This window comes from Luteimonas sp. A649, from assembly GCF_054072735.1.
The window spans coordinates 598,925-619,109 of record NZ_JBSVRQ010000001.1 but is presented as its reverse complement, the minus strand read 5'-3'; the positions used below and the strand labels follow the sequence as shown (position 1 = coordinate 619,109).

The following is a 20,185-nucleotide window of genomic DNA, read 5'->3' as shown; positions in this document are numbered from 1 at the left end:
TGCGATAGCTACTGTCACCGACCCACGACCTAGCTCCCGGGTCGCAGCTATAGCTGCTCCTACGGGTTTTCGCTTGATCCGCGTTTATCCGCGTCAATCCGTGGCCAAAAACGCTCATGCCGTTGCTTCTTTCAGAAGCTTCCCGCCAGCCCTGCGCTCGCGCGCGGCGCGGACGAAGCCGATGAAGAGGGGGTGGCCGCCGCGCGGGGTCGACAGGAACTCGGGGTGCGCCTGGCAGGCGATGAACCAGGGGTGGTCGGCCAGCTCCACCATTTCGACCAGCAGGTCGTCCATGGACTTGGCACTGATCACCAGGCCCGCGTCTTCCAGCTGGGTGCGGTAGCGGTTGTTGAACTCGTAGCGGTGGCGGTGGCGCTCGGCCACCACGTCCTTGCCGTAGAGCGCGCGCGCCTTGGTGCCCGGCTTCAGGCGCTGCTCCTGCAGGCCCAGGCGCATGGTGCCGCCGAGGTCGCTCTCTTCGCTGCGGCGCTGCACTTCGCCGGCCTGGGTGCGCCATTCCGTGATCAGGCCGATCACGGGGTGCGGGGTCTTGCGGTCGTTCTCGGTGCTGTTCGCGCCCTTGAGCCCGGCCATGTTGCGGGCCACGTCGACCACGGCGGCCTGCATGCCGTAGCAGATGCCGAAGTACGGCAGCCCGGTCTCGCGCGCATGCTGCGAGGTCAGCACCTTGCCCTCGAAGCCGCGGTCGCCGAAACCGCCCGGCACCAGCACGCCGTCGGCGCCGGCCAGCACGGCCACCGCGCCGTCGCGCTCGATGTCCTGCGACTCCACCCACTTCAGGTTCACGCGGGTGCGCTGGCGGATGCCGCCGTGGCGCAGGGCCTCGGCCACCGACTTGTAGGCGTCCTTGTGGTCGACGTACTTGCCGACCACCGCGATGTTCACCTCGTCGATCGGATGCTCGGTGGCATCGACCACGGCTTCCCACTCGGACAGGTCCGCCACCGCCGTGGCCTTGCCTTCCAGGCGCAGGCGCTCGAGCACGATCGCGTCCAGGCCCTGCAGGTGCTGCCACATCGGGATCTTGTATATGTTGTCGAGGTCCACCACCGAGATCACGGCCTTCTCGGAGACGTTGGTGAACAGGGCGATCTTGCGGCGCTCGCTGTCGGGCAGCGGCTGCTCGCTGCGGCACAGCAGCACGTCGGGCTGGATGCCGATCGAGCGCAGCTCCTTCACCGAGTGCTGGGTGGGCTTGGTCTTGAGCTCGCCGGCGGCGGCGATGTACGGCACCAGGGTCAGGTGCAGGAACAGGGCCTTGTCCGGGCCGCGCTCGGTGCGGATCTGGCGGATCGCCTCGAGGAACGGCAGCGACTCGATGTCGCCCACGGTGCCACCGATCTCCACCAGGGCGACGTCGAAGCCCTGGGTGGCGGTGTCGATGCAGCGCTTGATCTCGTCGGTGATGTGCGGGATCACCTGCACGGTGGCGCCCAGGTAGTCGCCGCGGCGCTCCTTGCGGATCACGCTCTCGTAGATCTTGCCGGTGGTGATCGAGTTCTTGCCCGACAGGCGCACGTTGACGAAGCGCTCGTAGTGGCCCAGGTCGAGGTCGGTTTCGGCGCCGTCGTCGGTCACGTAGACCTCGCCGTGCTGGAACGGGCTCATGGTGCCGGGGTCGACGTTGATGTAGGGGTCGAGCTTCATCATCGTCACCCGCAGGCCGCGGGCTTCGAGGACGGCCGCCAGCGACGCCGCGGAAATGCCCTTGCCCAGCGAGGACACCACGCCGCCGGTGACGAAAATAAGGGGAGTCATGGTCATGCTGCCGCAGGAAAGCCATAGTCTAGCGGCTGGCGGTTGCAGGGGCGACCTTGACAGGGCACCGGGCGGGGTATCGCGGCTATAGCCGCTCCCACAGGCGGCCGGCCCCGTTGGCCCCTGGGAGCGGGCCGGTGGGAGCGGCTATAGCCGCGATGCCCTTGACTCGTGACACCTGCCTTGACCGGCCTCCGGCAGGCCGCCATTCTGGTCGGCTTCCCTCCCCACGCAGTCCCTGCCCCGCGCCCGATGAGTTCACGCTACGACGCCGCCGACATCGAAGTCCTGTCCGGCCTGGATCCGGTCAAGCGCCGGCCCGGCATGTACACCGACACCACCCGCCCCAACCACCTGGCGCAGGAGGTCATCGACAACGCGGTGGACGAGGCCTTGGCCGGCCACGCGCGCGCGATCGCGGTGACGATGTTCAAGGACGGCAGCTGCGAGGTCTCCGACGACGGCCGCGGCATGCCGGTCGACATCCATCCCGAGGAAAAGGTGCCGGGGGTCGAGCTGATCCTGACCCGCCTGCACGCGGGCGGAAAGTTCAGCAACCGCAACTACGCGTTCTCCGGCGGCCTGCACGGCGTGGGCGTGAGCGTGGTCAATGCGCTGTCGACCCTGGTCGAGATCCACATCAAGCGCGACGGCAACGAGTACCGCATGGCCTTCCGCGACGGCGACCCGGCCAGCGGGCTCGAGATCGTGGGCGTGGTCGGCAAGCGCAATACCGGCACCCGGCTGCGCTTCTGGCCCGACCCGAAGTATTTCGACACCCCGAAGTTCAGCCTGCGCGCGCTGCGCCACCTGCTGCGCGCCAAGGCGGTGCTCTGCCCCGGCCTGACCGTGACCCTGCATGACGAGGCCAGCGGCGAGCGCGACGAGTGGCACTACGCCGATGGCCTGCGCGACTACCTGGCCGGCGAACTCACCGGGCGCGAGTCGCTGCCGCCCGACCTGTTCATGGGCAGGCTGAAGAAGGACACCGAGATCGTGGACTGGGCCGCGGCCTGGATCCCCGAGGGCGAGCTGGTGCAGGAAAGCTACGTCAACCTGATCCCCACGCCCCAGCACGGCACCCACGTCAACGGCCTGAGGTCGGGCTTCACCGACGCGCTGCGCAAGTTCTGCGAGTTCCGCAGCCTGTTGCCGCGCGGCGTGAAGCTGGCCCCCGAGGACGTCTGGGACCGCGTGTCCTTCGTCCTCAGCCTGAAGATGAGCGACCCGCAGTTCAGCGGCCAGACCAAGGAGCGGCTGAGCTCGCGCCAGGCCGCGGGCTTCATCGAGGGCGCCGCCGAGGATGCGTTCACCCTCTGGCTCAACAGCCACGTGGAGCTGGGCGAGAAGATCGCGCAGCTCGCGATCGACCGCGCCAGCGCGCGCCTGAAGACCGAGAAGCAGATCACCCGCAAGAAGGTCACCCAGGGCCCGGCCCTGCCCGGCAAGCTGGCCGACTGCATCAGCCAGGACCTGTCGCGTACCGAGCTGTTCCTGGTCGAGGGCGATTCCGCCGGCGGCTCCGCCAAGCAGGCGCGCGACAAGGATTTCCAGGCGATCCTGCCGCTGCGCGGCAAGATCCTGAACACCTGGGAGGTCGCGTCCACCAGCGTGCTGGCGTCGGAGGAAGTGCATAACCTCGCCATCGCCATTGGCTGCGATCCGGGCAAGGACGACATCTCCGGCCTGCGCTACGGCAAGGTCGTGATCCTGGCCGACGCCGACTCCGACGGCCTGCACATCGCCACCCTGCTGGCGGCGCTGTTCCTGCGCCACTTCCCCGCGCTGGTGCGCGCCGGCCACATCTTCGTGGCGATGCCGCCGCTGTACCGCGTCGACATCGGCAAGCAGGTGTTCTACGCCCTGGACGAGGAAGAAAAGCGCCTGCTGCTGGAGAAGATCGCGCGAGAAAAGATCAAGGGCCAGGTCAACGTGACCCGCTTCAAGGGCCTGGGCGAGATGAACCCGCCGCAGCTGCGCGAATCCACGATCCACCCCGACACCCGCCGCCTGGTGCAGCTGACCATCGACGACGCCGACCAGACGCGCTCGCTGATGGACATGCTGCTGGCCAAGAAACGTGCGTCGGATCGCAAGTCCTGGCTGGAGGAAAAGGGCGACCTGGCTTCGCTGGAGGTCTGACGCCGCGCGCACGGCCCCCGCAGGAGCAAACGTGACTCTGTGGGAGCAGCTTCCACAAGGACGGCGGCAAGGCGCCAGGTTCAGGCCCGCAGCGCGGCTTCCAGCAGCGCGCGCAGCACCGGCTGCAGGGCAGCGGCCCGCTCCGGCAGCCACTCGAACGTTGCCTCGTCCATATAGGCACGCTGCGCGATCTCGAGCTGCACCGCCTCCACGCCCTGTTCGGGCCGGCCGTAATGGCGCGTGATATGGCCGCCCTTGAAGCGGCCGTTGGCGACCCAGTCGTAGCCGTCCTGCTTCGCCAGCACCAGCGCCAGGCGCTGTGCCAGCTCCGGTGAGCAGCTGGCGCCTCCAGCGGTGCCGAGGTTGAGGTCCGGCAGGCGGCCCGGGAACAGCCAGGGCAGCTCGCCGCGGATCGAGTGCGCTTCCCACAGCACCACGCGGCCGTGCGCCTGCTTCAGGCGATCGATCTCCTCGCGCAGCGCCGCGTGGTAGGGCCGCCAGTACGCGTCGACGCGCTGCAGGACATCCCCGGGCGCGGGTTCCTGGCCTTCAAGGTAGACCGCGCTGCCATTGAACTGCCGCACCGGGCACAGGCCGGTGGTGTTCTGCCCGGGATAGAGCGAGGTGTCGTCTTCGCCGCGGTTGAGGTCGACCACGTAGCGCGAATGCGTCGGCACCAGGATCGAGGCGCCGAGATCGCGCGCGAAGTCGTACAGCCGCGCCACGTGCCAGTCGGTGTCGGGCACGCCGCGCGCGCTGGCGGTCAGGCGCTGTGCGATCGCATCCGGGACATGGGTGCCGTCGTGCGGCAGGCTGACGAGCAGCGGCGTGCTGCCGCGGTGCAGGGTGAAGGTCTCCATCCCCCGATCCTAACCGCTCAGCGCAGCAGCACGATCTCTTCGGCGCTGGTGGGATGGATGGCGACGGTGGCGTGGAAGTCCGCAAGCGTCGCGCCCATCTTCACCGCCACCGCGAACCCCTGCAGGATCTCGTCGGCGGCCTCGCCCACCAGGTGCAGGCCGACCACGCGCTTCTCTTCGCCCACGCAGACGGCCTTGAACATGCTGTGCTGCTGCACGTCGGCCAGCGCGTGCAGCATCGGGCGGAAAGTGGTGCGGTGGCAGCTCACGGCATCGCCTCCGAAGCGCTCCCGCGCCTCCGCCTCGGTCAGCCCGACCTTGCCCAGCGGCGGATGCGAGAACACCACCGTGGGGACGTTGACATGGTCGACGCGGGCATCGGGGTCGCCACCGAACACGCGGTCCATCAACCGCCGGCCCTCGGCGATCGCCACGGGCGTCAGCGCCAGGCGACCGGTGACGTCGCCGACGGCGTAGATCCGCTCGGCGCTGGTGGACTGGAAGTCGTCGACCTCGACACGGGCATCCGCGGTGACGCGCACGCCGGCGGCATCAAGGCCGAGGCCATCGGTATTCGGGCGGCGCCCGGTGGCGAAGACCACGGCGTCGAAGGGCTCGCCCGCGTCGCCATCCTGTTCGCGCAGGCGCACGCCGTCGTCGCTGCCTGCGGCTTCGAGCGCCGCCAGCGAATAGCCGAAATGCAGCGCGATGCCGGACTGGTGCATGTTGCCCTGCAGGCGTTCGAGCACGTCGGGATCGAAGCCCTTGAGCAGGCCGTCCCCGCGCACGAACAGCTCCACCTGGCTGCCAAGTCCCTGCATCACCCCGGCCAGCTCGACGCCGATGTAGCCGCCGCCGATGATCGCCACCCGCTTTGGGGCCGCCGACAGGGCGAAGAAGCCGTCGGAGTCGATGCCCAGCCCGGCGCCGGGGATGTCGGGCCTGACCGGCCGGCCGCCGGTCGCCAGCAGGATGTGCTCCGCCTGCACCTGGGTGCCGTCATCGCACTCCACCAGGCCGTCGCCGGCCAGGCGGCCGCGCGTGGGCAGCAGCGCGATGCCGGCCTCGTCCAGGCGCTTGCGGTAGCTGGCGTGGATGTTGGCGATGTAGCCTTGGCGGCTTGCGACCAGCGTCTTCCAGTCCGGGCAGGCCGGCTGTACCGGAAACCCCAGCGCCGGCGCCAGCGCGATGCGCGCACCCAGGTCGGCGGCCAGCCACATTGCTTTCTTCGGCACGCAGCCGACGTTGACGCAGGTGCCGCCGAGTTCGCCCGGTTCGAGCAGCACCACGCGCGCGCCATGGTTGGCGGCGCGGAAAGCCGCGGCCAGCCCTCCGGAGCCGCCACCCACCACGACCAGGTCGACGTGCAGGCGGCGCGCGGCGCTCACCGGAAGCGCGCCGGGGAGTACGGGGCGGGATCGATCCGCGGTTCGCGACCGCAGATCAGGTCGGAGACGAGTTGTCCGGTGCCGGGGCTCATGCTGACGCCGAGCATGCCGTGCCCTGTCGCTATCCAGGCGTGACGACGCCCCGGCACGCGGCCGATGATCGGCACGTCGTCGATGCTCAGCGGGCGCCAGCCGTACCACTCCTCGTGCTTCACCGCGCCCACGGGCTCGTGCAGGAAGCTGGCGGCGCCGCGCTCGAGCGCATCGAGCCGGCGGCGGTTGAGGCTGGTGCTGTAGCCGGAGAATTCCATCGTGCTGCCCAGCCGGTACCCGCTGCCCCACGCGGTGACGCAGACGCCGGGTTCGTGCAGCGACAGCGCGCGCCGCGGCACCAGCGCCGGCCGGTCGTAGGTGATCGAATAGCCCTTGCCCGGCTGCACCGGCAGCGCGCCCAGGCCCGCCGAACGCATCAGCGTGGGCGACCAGGCACCGGTGGCGAGGACCACGTCGCGCGCGCGCACCGTGCCGCGGCTGCCGTGCACCACCACGCCGTCCGTGTCCTCGTCGATGCGCTGCACTTCCCAACCGTCTTCGATCACGCCGCCTGACGCGCGCAGGGAACTGGCCAGGCCCTCGACATAGCGGTCGGGCCGCAGGCTGGCGTCGCCAGGGAAGCGGATCACGGCATGCAGGCCCGCCTTCAGGGCGGGATCCGAGCGCTCGTATTCGCCGCCGTCGATCACTTCGGCGGCGATGCCGACTTCGGCCAGGTGCGGGAGGTCGCGCGCGCCCGCATCGAACCCGGACGCGGTCTGGTAGAGGTAGTCCACGCCGTCGGATGCGTATTCCGCGTTCGGGGCATGGCGCGCCACCCAGTCGGGATAGGCGGCGATCGAATCGTTGAGGATGGCCGCGCGCGCGACCAGCGCCGTGCGCCAGTCGCGGGCATTGCAGCGGCGGGCAAAGCCGAACAGCCAGCGCCACAGGCCCGGGTCCAGCCGCGGCGCAACGTAGAACGGGGCGTCCGGCGTCAGCATCCAGCGCAGCGCCTGGCTGATCGCGCCGGGCGCGGCCAGCGGCGCGGCGTGGCTGGGCGTCAGCGTGCCGCAGTTGCCGTGCGAACTGCCGCTGCCGACGGTCTTCGCCTCCAGCACGCGCACGCTGCGCCCGGCTTCGACCAGGCACAGCGCCGTGCACAGCCCGATGACGCCGCCACCCACCACCACTACATCGACGCGTTCGTCCATGGCGAAAGTGTAGCGGCGCGCTGGCCGTCAGTCGGCCTTGGCGGCGTCTTCGCCCGCGTCGGCGGCGGGCTCGCCGTGGCCGGCGTCGCCGTGGTCGTGGCCGCCCTCGCCGTGCACGTGGCCGTGCTCGATCTCGACCTGCTGGGCCTCGCGCACGTCGACGATCTCGACGTCGAAGTGCAGGGCCTTCCCGGCCATCGGGTGGTTCAGGTCGACATCGACCACGCTCATGCCGATCTTCTCGATCGTGACCGCACGCGGACCGAAGTTGGTGTTCAGCACCACCTGGTCGCCAACGGACAGCTTCTGGCCGCCGAAGTGCTTCTTCGGCACGCGCTGGGTCAGACCGTCGCGGCGCTCGCCATAGGCCTCGGCGGCCGGCACGTCGGCGCTGAAGCTGTCGCCGGCGACGTGGCCTTCCATCGCCTTCTCCAGGCCCGGGATGATGTTGCCGTGGCCGTGCAGGATGGCCAGCGGCTGGCCGTTGTCCTTGGAGCTTTCCACCGGCTCGCCGCCCTGTTCGGACACGGTGTAGTGGAAGCGGACGACGCGGTCTTTCTCGATCTTCATGGGCTGTGGATCCGATGGCGCGGCACGCGGCCGCTTGTAAGGAAGGCGGGTGGTCGGCCAAGATGCCGGCCGATGGGCAAGACCACGCATTATCCAGACACGGGCCGCCGTGCGCCAATCGCGATCGCGGGGCTTGCGGCCATGCTGTTTGCAGCGGGTTGCGGCCGGGACGATGTCCGCCCCGCCCAGCCCCGGCCCGTTGTCGTCGGCGAGCGTGAGTGGCCGCAGGTCACGCCGGTCGACCCCGCGGCCGCGAACGCGGTGCTGATGCGCGCCATCAGCCTGGTCGGCACGCCCTATCGCTACGGTGGCAACACGCCCGAAGGCGGCTTCGATTGCTCCGGCCTGGTCAATTACGTCTACAGCGACATGCTCGACCTGAAGCTGCCGCGCACTTCCCGCGACCTCGCCGCCTATCAGGGGCCGCGGATCGAGCCGCAGAAGCTGGCGACGGCCGACCTGGTGTTCTTCGGCAGCGGTGGCAACGTGTCCCACGTCGGGATCTACGTCGGCGAGGGCCGCTTCGTCCACGCCCCCAGCACCGGTGGCACCGTGCGACTGGATCACCTGGACGGAAGCTACTGGCGGCGCAACTACAGCGGCGCGAAACGGATCCTGCGCTGAATCGGGGACACCGATCACGGCCGATTCACGTCGAACTTACGAAAAGTTAACAAATCAGGCAACCCGGTCGGTCACCATCCTGCGCTGCTGCTCTGACTTGTGAAGACTGCGTGACTTTTTCCGCACCCATCGAATCTCATCGCCGCCGCACCGCACCACGGGCGCATTCCATCCTTTTCACGATCCTGCTGTCGTTTGCCGCGGCGCCTGTACTGGCGGCCCCGCTGGCAGCGGATTCGGCCGACCAGATGCTGGGCGGCTCCACCAGCCTGGCCCTGGTGGGCAGCCTGCTGGCGCCCGACCGCGACATGCTGAGCGCGGCCGACGTCAACCAGCTGATCGAGGCCGGGGCCCCCGCGTCTGACGCCACCGAGCCCCCCAGCCGCATCCAGGCCCTGCTCCGCCGCGCCAAGGGCTTGCTTGGCACGCCCTACCGCTGGGGCGGCACCTCGCCGGACTCCGGCTTCGACTGCAGTGGCCTGGTGAACTACGTGTTCCGCACCGCCCTGGGCATCGAACTGCCGCGCGTGTCGCGCGAGATGGCGAGCAACGGCGAGAAGGTTGATCGCGCGGCGTTGATCGCAGGCGACCTGGTGTTCTTCGGCCGCCGCGGCAAGCGCGTCGACCACGTCGGCATCTACGTCGGCGACGGCCAGTTCGTGCACGCCCCGCGCACCGGCCGTGACGTCACCGTGTCGCGCCTGGACACCGGCTACTGGGCCGGCAGGTTCCTGCAGGCGCGCCGGGTCGAAGGCCTCGACAGCTGAGGCACGCCCTCGCACGCCGCTGCATCGAAGGCCGCCCCCGGGCGGCCTTTTTCGTGTCCGGCCCGGCCGCGCTGCAGCGCGGCGTGCACGACACGGGGACGGCAGGCGAAGCTCGACCAGATTCGATACCGGGACGGAAGGGATACCGATGCAGGCTTCTTTACTGACCAACCTGCTCCTGCCTCTGGCGCTGGGCGTGATCATGCTCGGGCTTGGCATGGGCCTCACGATCGAGGACTTCAGGCGCGTCGGGCGCTACCCGAAAGCCGTCCTCGTCGGCCTCGGCCTCCAGACCCTGCTGCTGCCCTGGGTGGCGTTCGGCCTGGCGCTGGGCCTGGGCCTGCGAGCGGAACTCGCGGTGGGACTGATGCTGCTGGCGGCCTCGCCGGGCGGTGCCACGGCCAACATCTACAGCCACCTCGCGCGCGGCGACGTCGCGCTCAACATCACGCTCACGGCGATCAACAGCCTGCTCTGCCTGCTGACCCTGCCGGTGATCCTCAACCTCTCGCTGGAATTCTTCATGGGCGCCGGGCAATACGTGCAGCCGCCGGTGTCGAAGGTGCTCGAGGTCGCGGTGATCATCCTGCTGCCGGTGGCCGCGGGCATGACGGTGCGGCATTTCGCGCCGGCGTTCGCGGCGGCCTCGACCAAGCCGCTGCGGCTGCTCTCGGTGCTGGTGCTGGCGCTGCTGGTGGCGGTGGCGGTGGCGCAGTCCTACGAGGTGCTGCTGGCCTCGATCGCCACGGTCGGGTTGGCCTGCCTGCTGTTCAACCTCGCCAGCCTGGGCACCGGCTACGCCGCGCCGCTGGCCCTGCGGCTGCCGCGGCCGCAGGCGATCGCCATCTCGATGGAGATCGGCATCCACAACGGCACCCTGGCGATCTTCATCGGCCTCAACGTACTCGGCAACCCGGCGATGTCGATTCCCGCGGCGGTCTACAGCCTGCTGATGTTCTTTACGGCGGGCGCGTTCGCGTACTGGCTCAACCGGCCCCGCGGAGTGCCGGTGCCCGCGTAAGCCCACCACGACTCCCTTCCCCCGCTTGCGGGGGAAGGTGCCCCGCGGAGCGAGGGAAGAGGGTCGGGTCTATTCGACGTTCTGGAACTCGCCCCACTCGGCCAGCTGCTCCGCAATCGCCCCACCATCGCCCACCACGATGATGCTCTGGCGCTCCGGTGCGAAGTACTTCGCCGCCATCGCCTGCACCTGGTCCGCGCCCACCGCGCGGACCTTGGGCACGAACTCGCCGAGGTATTCCGACGGCAGCCCGACCAGCCAGTTCGACGCCAGCGTGGCCGCCACCGAAGCCTGCATCTGGTTGCCGATCAGATAGCCGCCGGCCACGTAGCGCTTGGTGTCGTCGAGCTCGGTGGCGGGCACCGGTTCGCTGCCGATGCGCGCGTATTCCTTGAAGAACTCGGTCAGCGATGCGCCGGTGACTTCGTTGCGCACGTCGGCGGATCCGCTGACGAGGCCGCCCTCGGCCGAGGTCGCAAGGCCGGCGCGGGCACCGTAGGTGTAGCCCTTATCTTCGCGCAGGTTCTGCATCACGCGGCTGGAGAAGCTGCCGCCCAGCACGGTGCCCGCCAGCTGCAGCGGGATCGCGTCGGGATCGGTGGCCGCGACCGCGGGGCTCGCCAGGCGCAGCGTCGACTGCACGCTGCCGTCGCGCTGCAGCAGCAGCCGCTGCGCCTTGGCATCGCGCGGCGCGGCCGGCGTGGCGGGGACATCGGCCACGCCGGAGGCATCCCAATCGCCAAAGGCCTGCTCCGCCAGGCGGAAGGCGTCGTCGGCGTCGATCCGGCCGGTCACCACCAACAGGCTGCGGTCGGGATGGAAGCGACGCTGGTGCTCGCTGCGCAGTGCCGCAGGCGTGACCGCCATGATCGAGGCTTCGGTCTGCTGGGTGCGTGCATACGGGTGGTCGCCGTAGACCGCCGACAGCAGCGCGCGATTGGCGCGGAAGCCCGGCTGCGCTTCGGCCGCCTTCAGTGCCTGCAGGGCGTTGGCCTGCGCGAGCTTGACCTCGCTGTCGGGGAAGGCCGGCGTGCGGACCACCTCGGCGAGCAGGGACAGCATCGGGCCGGCGTTGGCGGCCAGGGCATTGCCATAGACCAGCGCGCCGTCGCTGCTGACCGAGGCACCGACGCCGCCGCCCTGGGCTTGGGCGAACTCGGCGATCTCGCGCGAATCGCGCTGAGCGGTGCCTTCGGTCAGCAGCCCCGCCATCAGCGATGCGAAGCCGGGCGCATCGGGCGCATCGGCGACGTAGCCGGCATTGCGCACCGCGAGCACGTAATCCACGCGCGGGATGCCGTCGCGCGGCACCACCCAGACCTCGAGGCCGTTGGCCAGGGTCTTCTTTTCGATCCCGGGCACCGGCAGCGGCTTGTCGGCCGCGTAGGGCGGCAGGTCCTTGGGGAGGTCGGCCGACGGGCCGGCGACGGCGGCACCGCAGGCGAGCGCGGAAACGGCCAGGGCGAGCAGCGTGTGCTTGAAGTGGGTCATGGTCGTCTCCTTCAATCCGTGGTCGCGTCAGTGGTGGCGTCTGTGGCGGCAGCGGCCTGCAGCATGGCCTCCGGCTTGCGGTCGATGACGGTGCGGTTGTCGCGCGTCAGGTAGGTGCGCGCGGCGCGCTGCACGTCGGCCGAGGTCACGGCGTCGATCCAGCCGGGGATACGATTGACCACTTCGGCGTCGTCCCACATCAGCTGCAGCTTGGCCAGGGCGTCGGCGCGGGAGATGAAGGACTCCAGGCCGTTGTACCAGTCGGCGAGCATGCGGGTCTTGACGCGTGCGAGCGTGGCGTCGTCGACGCCTTCGGCGACGACCTGCGCGATCTCCTCGTCGATCGCGGCCAGCATGGCGTCGGCGTCGGTGGTCGGCTTGTACAGCGCGAACACGGTGAACAGCGTCGGGCCGTCATATTCCCACTCGCTGGTCAGGCCGTAGAGCGAGTCGACGTTGAGCGCCAGCTCGCGTCCCTTTACCAGACCCTGGTACAGCCGCGAAGCGTCGCCGTTGGCGAGCAGCGCGCCGAGCACCGCCATCGGCGCCTGGTCGGCGCTGCCGCGGTCGGGCATCTTCCAGGCCACGGCGATGGCAGGCACCTGCGCCAGCTTGTCGCCCTGCTGCAGGCGCGTTTCCTTGGTGTTGAGGCCTTCGCTGAAGTCCGGCGCCGGCGGCGTGGGACGCGAGGCGATGTCGCCGAAGTACTTCTCGGCCAGCGCGAAGCCCTCTTCCGGAGAGATGTCGCCGGCCAGCGACAGGATCGCGTTGTTGGGGCCGTAGAAGTCGCGGTGGAACGCCTTGACGTCATCGAGGTCGGCGTTTTCCAGGTCCTCGAAGCTGCCGTAGCCGTCGTGGTTGTTCTCCCACTTCTGGAACGCGTGCTGGCCGATGTCGATCCACATGAAACCGCCGTAGGGCTGGTTCTGCACGTTGTTGCGGATCTCTTCCTTCACCACGTCCTGCTGGTTTTTCAGCGTGCTCTCGCTGAAGTCCAGCATGCGCATGCGGTCGGCCTCGAGCCACAGGATGGGCTCGATCGCCGACGAGGGCGCGATCTCGATGTAGTTGGTGAAGTCGGCGCGGGTGGAGCCGTTGTTGCGGCCGCCGCCGCCGGTGATCACGCGGTCGAACACGCCCTCGGGCGCGTTGGCGGAGCCTTCGAACATCAGGTGCTCGAACAGGTGCGCGAAGCCGGTGCGGTCGCGCGGCTCGAGCCGCATGCCGATGCCGTAGACCACGCTCACGCCAACCACCGGCGCGCTGCGGTCTTCGGACACGACCACGGTCAGGCCGTTGTCGAGGACCTTCGTCGCCACCGGGATGTCCCAGCGGTCGGTGTCAGCGGCGAACGACGGCGCCGCGAACAGCAGCGCGCACAGCCCTGCCGTGTGCCAGTACAGCTTCATGAGGCCCTCTCCCGTGTGGACAACGCATCACCTTACCCCGGGCCGTTCCGCGCAGTGCCGGCCAGAAGTCATGTCCGGGAGCGGCCGAACACGCCAGGGATCATCGGCGATACTCGACGCCCCGCCGGAGCATCCAGACACATGTCCCCAAGCAGCCTGTCCGCCCCCACCGTCTCCGCTTTGGCGCTCGCCCTGGGGATCCTGCCCACGATGTGCGCCACGGCCGCCGAGCCGCCGCTGCCGCAGCTGAAGGCCTATACCGTCCATGACAGCTGGCGGCAGCCGATCGCGCCGGTGAAGATCGCAGACAACACCTGGCACATCGGTACGGCCAACCTCAGCGCGCTCCTGGTGAAAACCACGGACGGCGCAGTGCTGATCGACGGCGGCATGCCGCAGGCGGCCGACATGCTGCTGCAGCACATGGCCGACCTGGGCGTGGCACCGGCCGACCTGAAGCTGATCCTCCTCAGCCAGGCCCACGCCGACCACGTCGGCCCGCTCGCCGAGCTGCGCCGGCGCACCGGTGCGCGCGTGGCCGCCAACGCGGAGTCCGCGGTGCTGCTGGCGCGCGGTGGCAGCGACGACATCCACTTCGGCGACGCCATCGTCTACCCGCCGGTGCAGGTCGACCGCCTGCTGCTGGACGGCGAAGTCGTCGAACTCGGCGGCATGCGCTTCACCGTGCACTTCATGCCCGGGCATACGCCGGGCAGCATGGCCTGGACCTGGACCGACCGCGAGGGCGCCAGCCCCGTGCGCATCGCCTATGCCGACAGCCTGAGCGCGCCGGATTACCAGCTGGTGGACAACCCGCGATACCCGCGCATCGTCGACGACTATCGCCGCAGCTTCGACGTGGTCCGGGCCCTGCCCTGCGACGTGCTGCTGACGCCGCACCCGGGCTCAAGTGGCCGCGACTACGTGAATCCCGCGGCATCGAAGCCGATGGACTGCGCCGGGTATGCCGACCAGGCCGAACGCAGCTTCGACGCCCAGCTCCAGGCCGAGCGCGAAGCCCTTCGGTAACCCGCCCCTGCAGGATCAGCCATGGCTGCGATCCCGATCGGCGATCGCAGCCATGGCTGCTCCCACACGACAACGCTCCGCTGCCAGGCAGCGGCCCTACCGCTCCGTCTGAGACTCCAGCCCGACGTTGCTTGATGCGGCCGCGTACACCTCTTCGTCGAGGATCCCTGTCTGCTTCGCCACGAGCACCGGCACCAGCACCTGCCCGGTGACGTTGGTCATCGTGCGCATCATGTCGAGGATGCGGTCGATGGCGACCAGGTAGCCGATGCCTTCCAGGGGCAGGCCCGCGGCGCTCAGCACCAGGGTGACCATCACGATCGCGGTGCCGGGTACGCCGGCGGTGCCGAAGCTGCCCAGCACCGAAGCCAGCAGGATGATGAAGTACTGCGACATGTCCAGTTCGATGCCGAAGTACTGCGCCACGAACACCGCGGTCAGCGCCGGATAGATCGCGCCGCAGCCGTCCATCTTCACGCTCGCGCCCAGCGGCACCGCGAAGGCCGCATAGTCCTTGTCGACGCCGAGGTTGTGGGTGGCGCTGCGCAGGCTGGCCGGCAGCGCGGCGAAGCTCGACGAGGCCGCGAACGCCACCTGCATCGCCGGCGCCGCGCCGCGGAAGAACTTCAGCGGGCTGAGCCCGTGCGCCAGCAGCAGGCTGCTGTAGACGAACACGATGTGGATCGCGCAGGCCAGGTACAGCGCGCCGATGTAGCTGCCCAGCGGCAGCAGCTTCTCGAAGCCGTAGGTGCCCACAAGCGCGGCGATCAGGCCGAAGGTACCCAGCGGGGTCATCTCGAGCACGAAGCGGGTGACCTGGATCATCGCCTCGCTGCCTTCGGCCATCAGCGCGCGCAGGCGCTGCGTGCGCTCGCCCAGCTTGACCAGCGCGAAGCCGAGCAGCGCCGCGAAGAAGATCACCTGCAGGATCCTGCCCTCGGTCAGGGCGCGGAACGGGTTGGTCGGCACCACGTCCACCAGCACCTGCACCGGGCCGGGCACGTCGCGGACCACGTAGTCCGGCGCCACCACCAGGCCGCTCACGCCGATGCCGGGCTGCAGCACCAGGCCGACGCCCAGCCCGACGCAGACCGCAAGCACGGCGGTGATCGCGAACCAGGCGAAGGTGCGCCCGCCCAGCGAGGCCATCGACTTCTGCCCGTGCAGGCTCGAAATCGCGCTGGCCACGGCGAAGAACACCAGCGGCGTCGCGATCATCCGGATCAGGTTGACGTAGACGTCGCCCAGGGGCTTGAACCACACGCCGGCGGCGGGCCCGAACGCCCAGCCGGCCAGCGCACCCAGCACGAAGCCCGCGGCGACGCGCTGCCAGAACGGGATCTTCAACCACGCGGAGACGAGCTTCATCGGCGTCCAGGGGAGGGGCAATGACGCACCTTAGCCGATGGCCGCTGTGGCGACGACCGCCGTGGCGGAACGCCGACGTGTCATCTTCGGGACGCTGTGCGCCGGTCATAATGAATACCTCATCCGGCCGCAGGACGCTCGACAGACCCATGACCCGCACGCTCCGCTTGTCCCTTCCCGTCCTGTGCGCCTGCCTTGCCGCAGCCTGTGCCGTCCCCGCCACCCGCGCTCCCGCGCCAGCCGCTTCCACCGCCATGGGCGCGATCCACGTCGAAGTCCCGGCGGTCGCGCACCCCGAGGGAGAGACCCCCGCCTGGTGGTACCGCAGCGGCGCCGCGCGTGCGGCCGGCAACGGCGCCATGGACGGGCGCGCGAAGAACGTGATCGTGTTCCTGGGCGATGGCATGAGCCTGACCACGGTGGCCGCGGCGCGGATCTTCGCCGGCCAGCGCGCCGGCAACCCGGGCGAAGAACACCTGCTGGCCTGGGAGCAGTTCCCGGCCACGGCGTTTTCCAAGACCTACAACACCGATGCCCAGACCCCGGATTCGGCCGGCACCATGACCGCCATCGCCACCGGCGTGAAAACCCACATCGGTGCGATCGGCGTCAGCGCCGGCGGCCACAACGACTGCGCCCAGTCGCGCGGCAACCGCCTGCAGGGCTGGCTGGCGCTGGCCGCCGACGCCGGCATGGGCACCGGCATCGTCACGACCGCGCGCCTGACCCACGCCACGCCCGCCGCGACCTATGCCCACGTGCCCAACCGCAACTGGGAGAGCGACGCCTCGCTGCCCGACGCCGCGCGCGAGGCCGGCTGCAGCGACATCGCCAGCCAGTTCCTCGACTTCGCCCGCGAACGCGGCGGTCCGCAGATCGTGCTCGCCGGCGGCGCCCGCGAGTTCCTGCCCAACGAAGAAGTGATGCCCGGCGTGCGCGGCAAGCGCAAGGACGGCCGCAACCTGGTCGCGGAGTGGCTGGAGCTGCATCCCGGGGGTGCGTTCGTCCACACCAGCGAGCAGTTCGAGGCCGCGCGCGGCACGTCGCCCGTGCTGGGCCTCTTCGAGCTGAGCCACATGCAGTACGAGCACGACCGCGACCGCGGCCCCGAAGGCGAGCCCGATCTCGAAGCCCTGACCCGCTTCGCGATCGAATCGCTGGCGGGGAACGACCAGGGCTACGTGTTGCTGGTGGAAGGCGGCCGCATCGACCACGCCAACCACGAAGGCAACGCCTACCGCGCCCTGGACGAGACCGTGGCGATGTCACGCGCCGTGCAGGCCGCGGTCGACATGACCTCGGCCGACGACACGCTGATCGTGGTCACCGCCGACCACTCGCACGTGCTCAACTTCGTCGGCTATCCGCAGCGCGGCAACCCGATCCTGGGCAAGGTGCACGAGGGCGGCGAAGGCCCCGCGCGCGACGCCCTTGGCCTGCCCTACACCACCCTCAGCTATGCCAACGGCCCCGGCTATCCCGGCGCCAGCGCCAGCCAGCCCCAGGGCCCGAAGCGCCACTTCCACGCCGCCCGTGACACCCGGCCATCCACCGGCCGCCCCGACCTCACCGACGTCGACACCACCGATCCCGACTACATGCAGGAAGCGATGGTGCCGCTGGCGTCGGAAACCCACGGCGGCGAAGACGTCGGCATCTGGGCGCGCGGCCCTGGCAGCGCCGCGTTCCGCGGCACGCTGGAGCAGAACGTGATTTACCACGTGATCGTGCAGGCCACGCCGACGCTGCGCGGGCAGCTGTGCGCGAATGGCGTTTGCGACGCATCAGGCGTGCCGGTGGAACTCCCGAAGGTGCAGCCCCCCGCCCACTGATCCATCCGCGGGAACCCTGTGGGAGCGGCTACAGCCGCGATACCGGGCCGATCGCGGCTGTAGCCGCCCCCACAACCACAATCACATCAAAGTGACTCCACCGACCGAGCGGGTCAGAACGGCTTCGCAAGCACCAGCCACACCACCACCAGCAGGATCAGCACCGGGATCTCGTTGCGGATGCGCAGCATCTTCGTGGACGGCATCGCGCCGCCACGTGCGGCGACCTTGAGCTGGCGACCCTCGACGATGTACATCGCGAACATCACCGCCACCAGCAGCAGCTTGGCGTGCAGCCAGCCGGTGCCGCTGCCGACCATGGTCGGGAAGTCGGGAATCACCCGGTAGCCCATCCACAGCACCAGGCCCGCGACCACCGCGAGCCCGAACATCACATGGCCGAAGCGGTACAGCCGCCGGCCCATCAGCACCAGGCGGTCGCGCACCGCGGCGTTGCCGCCGTCCTCGACGATGTTGATCAGGATGCGCGGCAGGTAGAACGCCGCGGCCACCCAGGCCATCACGAACACGATGTGCAACGACTTGATCCAGATATAGCTCTGCATTGCTTCCCGCCCCTATGTAGTTGTCTACAGGATCGCACGGCGGGCGCCGCAGCCGGTATCGTGCCCGCCCATGGACAAGACCTACGACCAGGACTATTTCGACCGCTGGTACCGCGGCGGCGGCATCGGCGGGCGGCAGCGGCTGGCGCGCAAGGTGGCGCTGGCGGTGGCCACCGCGGAGTACCACCTTGAACGCCCGATCCGGACCGTGCTCGACATCGGCTGTGGCGAAGGCGCCTGGCGCGCTCCGCTGCTGAAACTGCGGCCCAAGGCGCAGTACATCGGGTTCGACAGCAGCCAGTACGCGATCGAGCGCCACGGTGCGCGCCGCAACCTGCACCACGCGCGCTTCGCCGACTTCGCCGAGCTGCGCCCCTGCCCGCCGGCCGACCTGGTGGTGTGCAGCGACGTCCTGCACTACCTGCAGGCGCGCGAGATCGATCGCGGCCTGCCGGGCCTGGCGGAGCTGTGCGGCGGCGTCGCCTTCCTCGAGACCTTCGCCCGCGAGGACGCGGCCGAGGGCGACGAGCACGGGTTCATCGGCCGCCCGGGCAGCTTCTATCGCAAGCGCTTCGAGGCCGTGGGCTTCCGGGTCCTCGGGTCCCACTGCTGGCTCTCGCCCGGGCTGGCGGCCGGGGCGACGGCCCTTGAACTGGCCTGACACGGCGGGGCGGGCCCCGCCTGAACGTGGCCGTGAGGCTATGACCAATGGCCACCTGTTGCTCACGGCCCGCTGCGTTATGCTGCAGCGCGTCAGGAACAGGGGCCACCTCCGCCGATGATGTACCAACTGCACGAATTCAATCGCAACCTGCTTGCGCCCTTCACCGAGCTGGCGCAGGCGAACGCGAAGATCTTCGGCATCGAGGGCACCTGGCTGTCCTCGCTTCCGGGCGCGGCCCGCGTGGCCGCCACCAACGAACTCCTGCACCGCATCGGCAAGGATTACGAGAAGCCGCCCTTTGCCATCCACCAGGTGGTCAAGGACGGCCACGACGTGCCGGTGGTGGAGAAGGTGGCGCTCGACAAGCCCTTCTGCCGCCTGCTGCGCTTCAAGCGCTATACCGACGATGCGCAGAACATCCTCGGCATGAAGGACCAGCCCACGGTGCTGGTGGTGGCGCCGCTCTCAGGCCATCACTCCACCCTGCTGCGCGACACCGTGCGCACCCTGCTGCCCGACCACAAGGTCTACATCACCGACTGGATCGACGCGCGCATGGTGCCGAAGGAAGCGGGCGCGTTCACGCTCGACGACTACATCGCCTACATCCAGGAGTTCATCCGCCACATCGGCGCCGAACGCCTGCACGTGATGAGCGTCTGCCAGCCGACCGTGCCGGTGCTGGCGGCGATCTCGCTGATGGCCGCGCGCGGCGAATCCGTGCCGCGCTCGATGGTGATGATGGGCGGGCCGATCGACACCCGCGAGTCGCCGACCGCGGTCAACAACCTCGCCACCACGAAGCCGCTGTCGTGGTTCGAGAACAACGTCATCCAGGTGGTGCCGCAGAACTATCCCGGCCGCGGCCGCCGCGTGTACCCCGGATTCCTGCAGCACACCGGGTTCATGGCCATGAACCCCGAGCGCCACTTCATGTCGCACTGGGACTTCTACCAGGACCTGGTGAAGGGCGACCTCGAAGACGCCGCGTCGCACCGCCGCTTCTACGACGAATACAACGCCGTGCTCGACATGCCCGCCGACTATTACCTCGACACCATCCGCGTGGTGTTCCAGGAGCAGCTGCTGCCGCGCGGCGCCTGGGACGTGGCCGGCGAGTGCGTCGACCCGGCGGCGATCACGGGCTGCGCGCTGATGACCATCGAGGGCGAGCTCGACGACATCTCCGGCCTCGGCCAGACCCGTGCCGCGCACGTGTTGTGCACCGGCGTTGCCGAACGCGACCGCGAACACCTGACCGTCGATGGCGCCGGCCATTACGGCATCTTCAGCGGCCGCCGCTGGCGCACGCAGGTGTATCCGCAGGTGCGCGACTTCATCGCGAAGCACGATGCAGTGCCGGCAGGAAAGCCCGTCGTGCGCAAGACGGCACGCAAGCAGTCCTCGAAGCACTGACGCATCCCGCCG

The 20,185-nt window shown here is 69.5% G+C and carries 16 protein-coding genes and 1 pseudogene; 8 read left to right on the top strand and 9 right to left on the bottom strand.

Going from position 1 to position 20,185, the window contains the following annotated elements; all coding sequences use genetic code 11:
• Positions 1 to 114 precede the first annotated feature (114 nt).
• Positions 115 to 1,779: a CTP synthase gene (locus ACW5E8_RS02950; protein ID WP_456964000.1), complete on the bottom strand. Its 1,665-nt coding sequence runs from the start codon at positions 1,777 to 1,779 to the stop codon at positions 115 to 117.
• A 252-nt stretch (positions 1,780 to 2,031) separates the two neighbouring features.
• Here ACW5E8_RS02950 and parE point away from each other — a divergent pair, with 252 nt between their 5' ends.
• Complete coding sequence (gene parE, locus ACW5E8_RS02945) at positions 2,032 to 3,921, top strand: DNA topoisomerase IV subunit B (RefSeq protein ID WP_456963999.1); 1,890 nt, start codon at positions 2,032 to 2,034, stop codon at positions 3,919 to 3,921.
• An 80-nt stretch (positions 3,922 to 4,001) separates the two neighbouring features.
• Here parE and hutG read toward each other — a convergent pair whose 3' ends face one another.
• The 4 genes and pseudogenes from hutG to ACW5E8_RS02925 all read right to left on the bottom strand — a co-directional run.
• The gene (gene hutG / locus ACW5E8_RS02940) at positions 4,002 to 4,781 is read right to left on the bottom strand and encodes an N-formylglutamate deformylase (RefSeq protein WP_456963998.1); all 780 of its coding nucleotides are present in this window, start codon (positions 4,779 to 4,781) and stop codon (positions 4,002 to 4,004) included.
• A 17-nt stretch (positions 4,782 to 4,798) separates the two neighbouring features.
• On the bottom strand, positions 4,799 to 6,169 hold the full coding sequence (gene gorA, locus ACW5E8_RS02935; protein WP_456963997.1) for a glutathione-disulfide reductase: 1,371 nt from the start codon (positions 6,167 to 6,169) through the stop codon (positions 4,799 to 4,801).
• Positions 6,166 to 7,416, bottom strand: a complete 1,251-nt coding sequence (locus ACW5E8_RS02930) for an NAD(P)/FAD-dependent oxidoreductase (RefSeq protein ID WP_456963996.1) — start codon at positions 7,414 to 7,416, stop codon at positions 6,166 to 6,168. The genes gorA and ACW5E8_RS02930 overlap by 4 nt, the downstream gene beginning before the upstream one ends.
• Positions 7,417 to 7,506: 90 nt before the next feature.
• Positions 7,507 to 7,986: pseudogene (locus ACW5E8_RS02925) on the bottom strand (FKBP-type peptidyl-prolyl cis-trans isomerase); the annotation flags it as partial.
• Between the two features lie 141 nt (positions 7,987 to 8,127).
• Here ACW5E8_RS02925 and ACW5E8_RS02920 point away from each other — a divergent pair.
• From ACW5E8_RS02920 to ACW5E8_RS02910, 3 genes are all read left to right on the top strand, one after another.
• On the top strand, positions 8,128 to 8,610 hold the full coding sequence (locus tag ACW5E8_RS02920; protein ID WP_456963995.1) for a C40 family peptidase: 483 nt from the start codon (positions 8,128 to 8,130) through the stop codon (positions 8,608 to 8,610).
• Between the two features lie 110 nt (positions 8,611 to 8,720).
• Positions 8,721 to 9,377 carry a C40 family peptidase gene (locus ACW5E8_RS02915; RefSeq protein WP_456963994.1) on the top strand — a complete coding sequence of 219 codons (657 nt, stop codon included), beginning with the start codon at positions 8,721 to 8,723 and terminating at the stop codon, positions 9,375 to 9,377.
• Between the two features lie 148 nt (positions 9,378 to 9,525).
• Positions 9,526 to 10,398 (top strand): bile acid:sodium symporter family protein, encoded by an 873-nt coding sequence (locus tag ACW5E8_RS02910; protein WP_456963993.1) that lies wholly within the window; start codon positions 9,526 to 9,528, stop codon positions 10,396 to 10,398.
• A 69-nt stretch (positions 10,399 to 10,467) separates the two neighbouring features.
• Here the strand turns inward: ACW5E8_RS02910 and ACW5E8_RS02905 are convergent, their stop codons facing one another.
• Complete coding sequence (locus tag ACW5E8_RS02905; protein WP_456963992.1) at positions 10,468 to 11,889, bottom strand: M16 family metallopeptidase; 1,422 nt, start codon at positions 11,887 to 11,889, stop codon at positions 10,468 to 10,470.
• An 11-nt stretch (positions 11,890 to 11,900) separates the two neighbouring features.
• Positions 11,901 to 13,298 carry a M16 family metallopeptidase gene (locus ACW5E8_RS02900; RefSeq protein ID WP_456963991.1) on the bottom strand — a complete coding sequence of 466 codons (1,398 nt, stop codon included), beginning with the start codon at positions 13,296 to 13,298 and terminating at the stop codon, positions 11,901 to 11,903.
• Positions 13,299 to 13,439: 141 nt separating this feature from the next.
• Here ACW5E8_RS02900 and bla point away from each other — a divergent pair, with 141 nt between their 5' ends.
• The gene (bla, locus tag ACW5E8_RS02895; RefSeq protein ID WP_456963990.1) at positions 13,440 to 14,327 is read left to right on the top strand and encodes a subclass B3 metallo-beta-lactamase; all 888 of its coding nucleotides are present in this window, start codon (positions 13,440 to 13,442) and stop codon (positions 14,325 to 14,327) included.
• Between the two features lie 96 nt (positions 14,328 to 14,423).
• Here bla and ACW5E8_RS02890 read toward each other — a convergent pair whose 3' ends face one another.
• Complete coding sequence (locus ACW5E8_RS02890) at positions 14,424 to 15,695, bottom strand: dicarboxylate/amino acid:cation symporter (RefSeq protein ID WP_456963989.1); 1,272 nt, start codon at positions 15,693 to 15,695, stop codon at positions 14,424 to 14,426.
• A gap of 149 nt (positions 15,696 to 15,844) precedes the next feature.
• Between ACW5E8_RS02890 and ACW5E8_RS02885 the strand changes: the two genes are divergently transcribed.
• On the top strand, positions 15,845 to 17,527 hold the full coding sequence (locus tag ACW5E8_RS02885) for an alkaline phosphatase (RefSeq protein ID WP_456963988.1): 1,683 nt from the start codon (positions 15,845 to 15,847) through the stop codon (positions 17,525 to 17,527).
• A 113-nt stretch (positions 17,528 to 17,640) separates the two neighbouring features.
• Here the strand turns inward: ACW5E8_RS02885 and ACW5E8_RS02880 are convergent, their stop codons facing one another.
• Positions 17,641 to 18,093, bottom strand: a complete 453-nt coding sequence (locus ACW5E8_RS02880) for a CopD family protein (RefSeq protein WP_456963987.1) — start codon at positions 18,091 to 18,093, stop codon at positions 17,641 to 17,643.
• A gap of 70 nt (positions 18,094 to 18,163) precedes the next feature.
• Between ACW5E8_RS02880 and ACW5E8_RS02875 the strand changes: the two genes are divergently transcribed.
• On the top strand, positions 18,164 to 18,754 hold the full coding sequence (locus tag ACW5E8_RS02875) for a class I SAM-dependent methyltransferase (protein ID WP_456963986.1): 591 nt from the start codon (positions 18,164 to 18,166) through the stop codon (positions 18,752 to 18,754).
• 117 nt (positions 18,755 to 18,871) lie between these two features.
• Entirely contained in the window at positions 18,872 to 20,173 is a 1,302-nt protein-coding gene (locus ACW5E8_RS02870; RefSeq protein WP_456963985.1) for a polyhydroxyalkanoate depolymerase, read from the top strand.
• Positions 20,174 to 20,185: the final 12 nt, after the last annotated feature.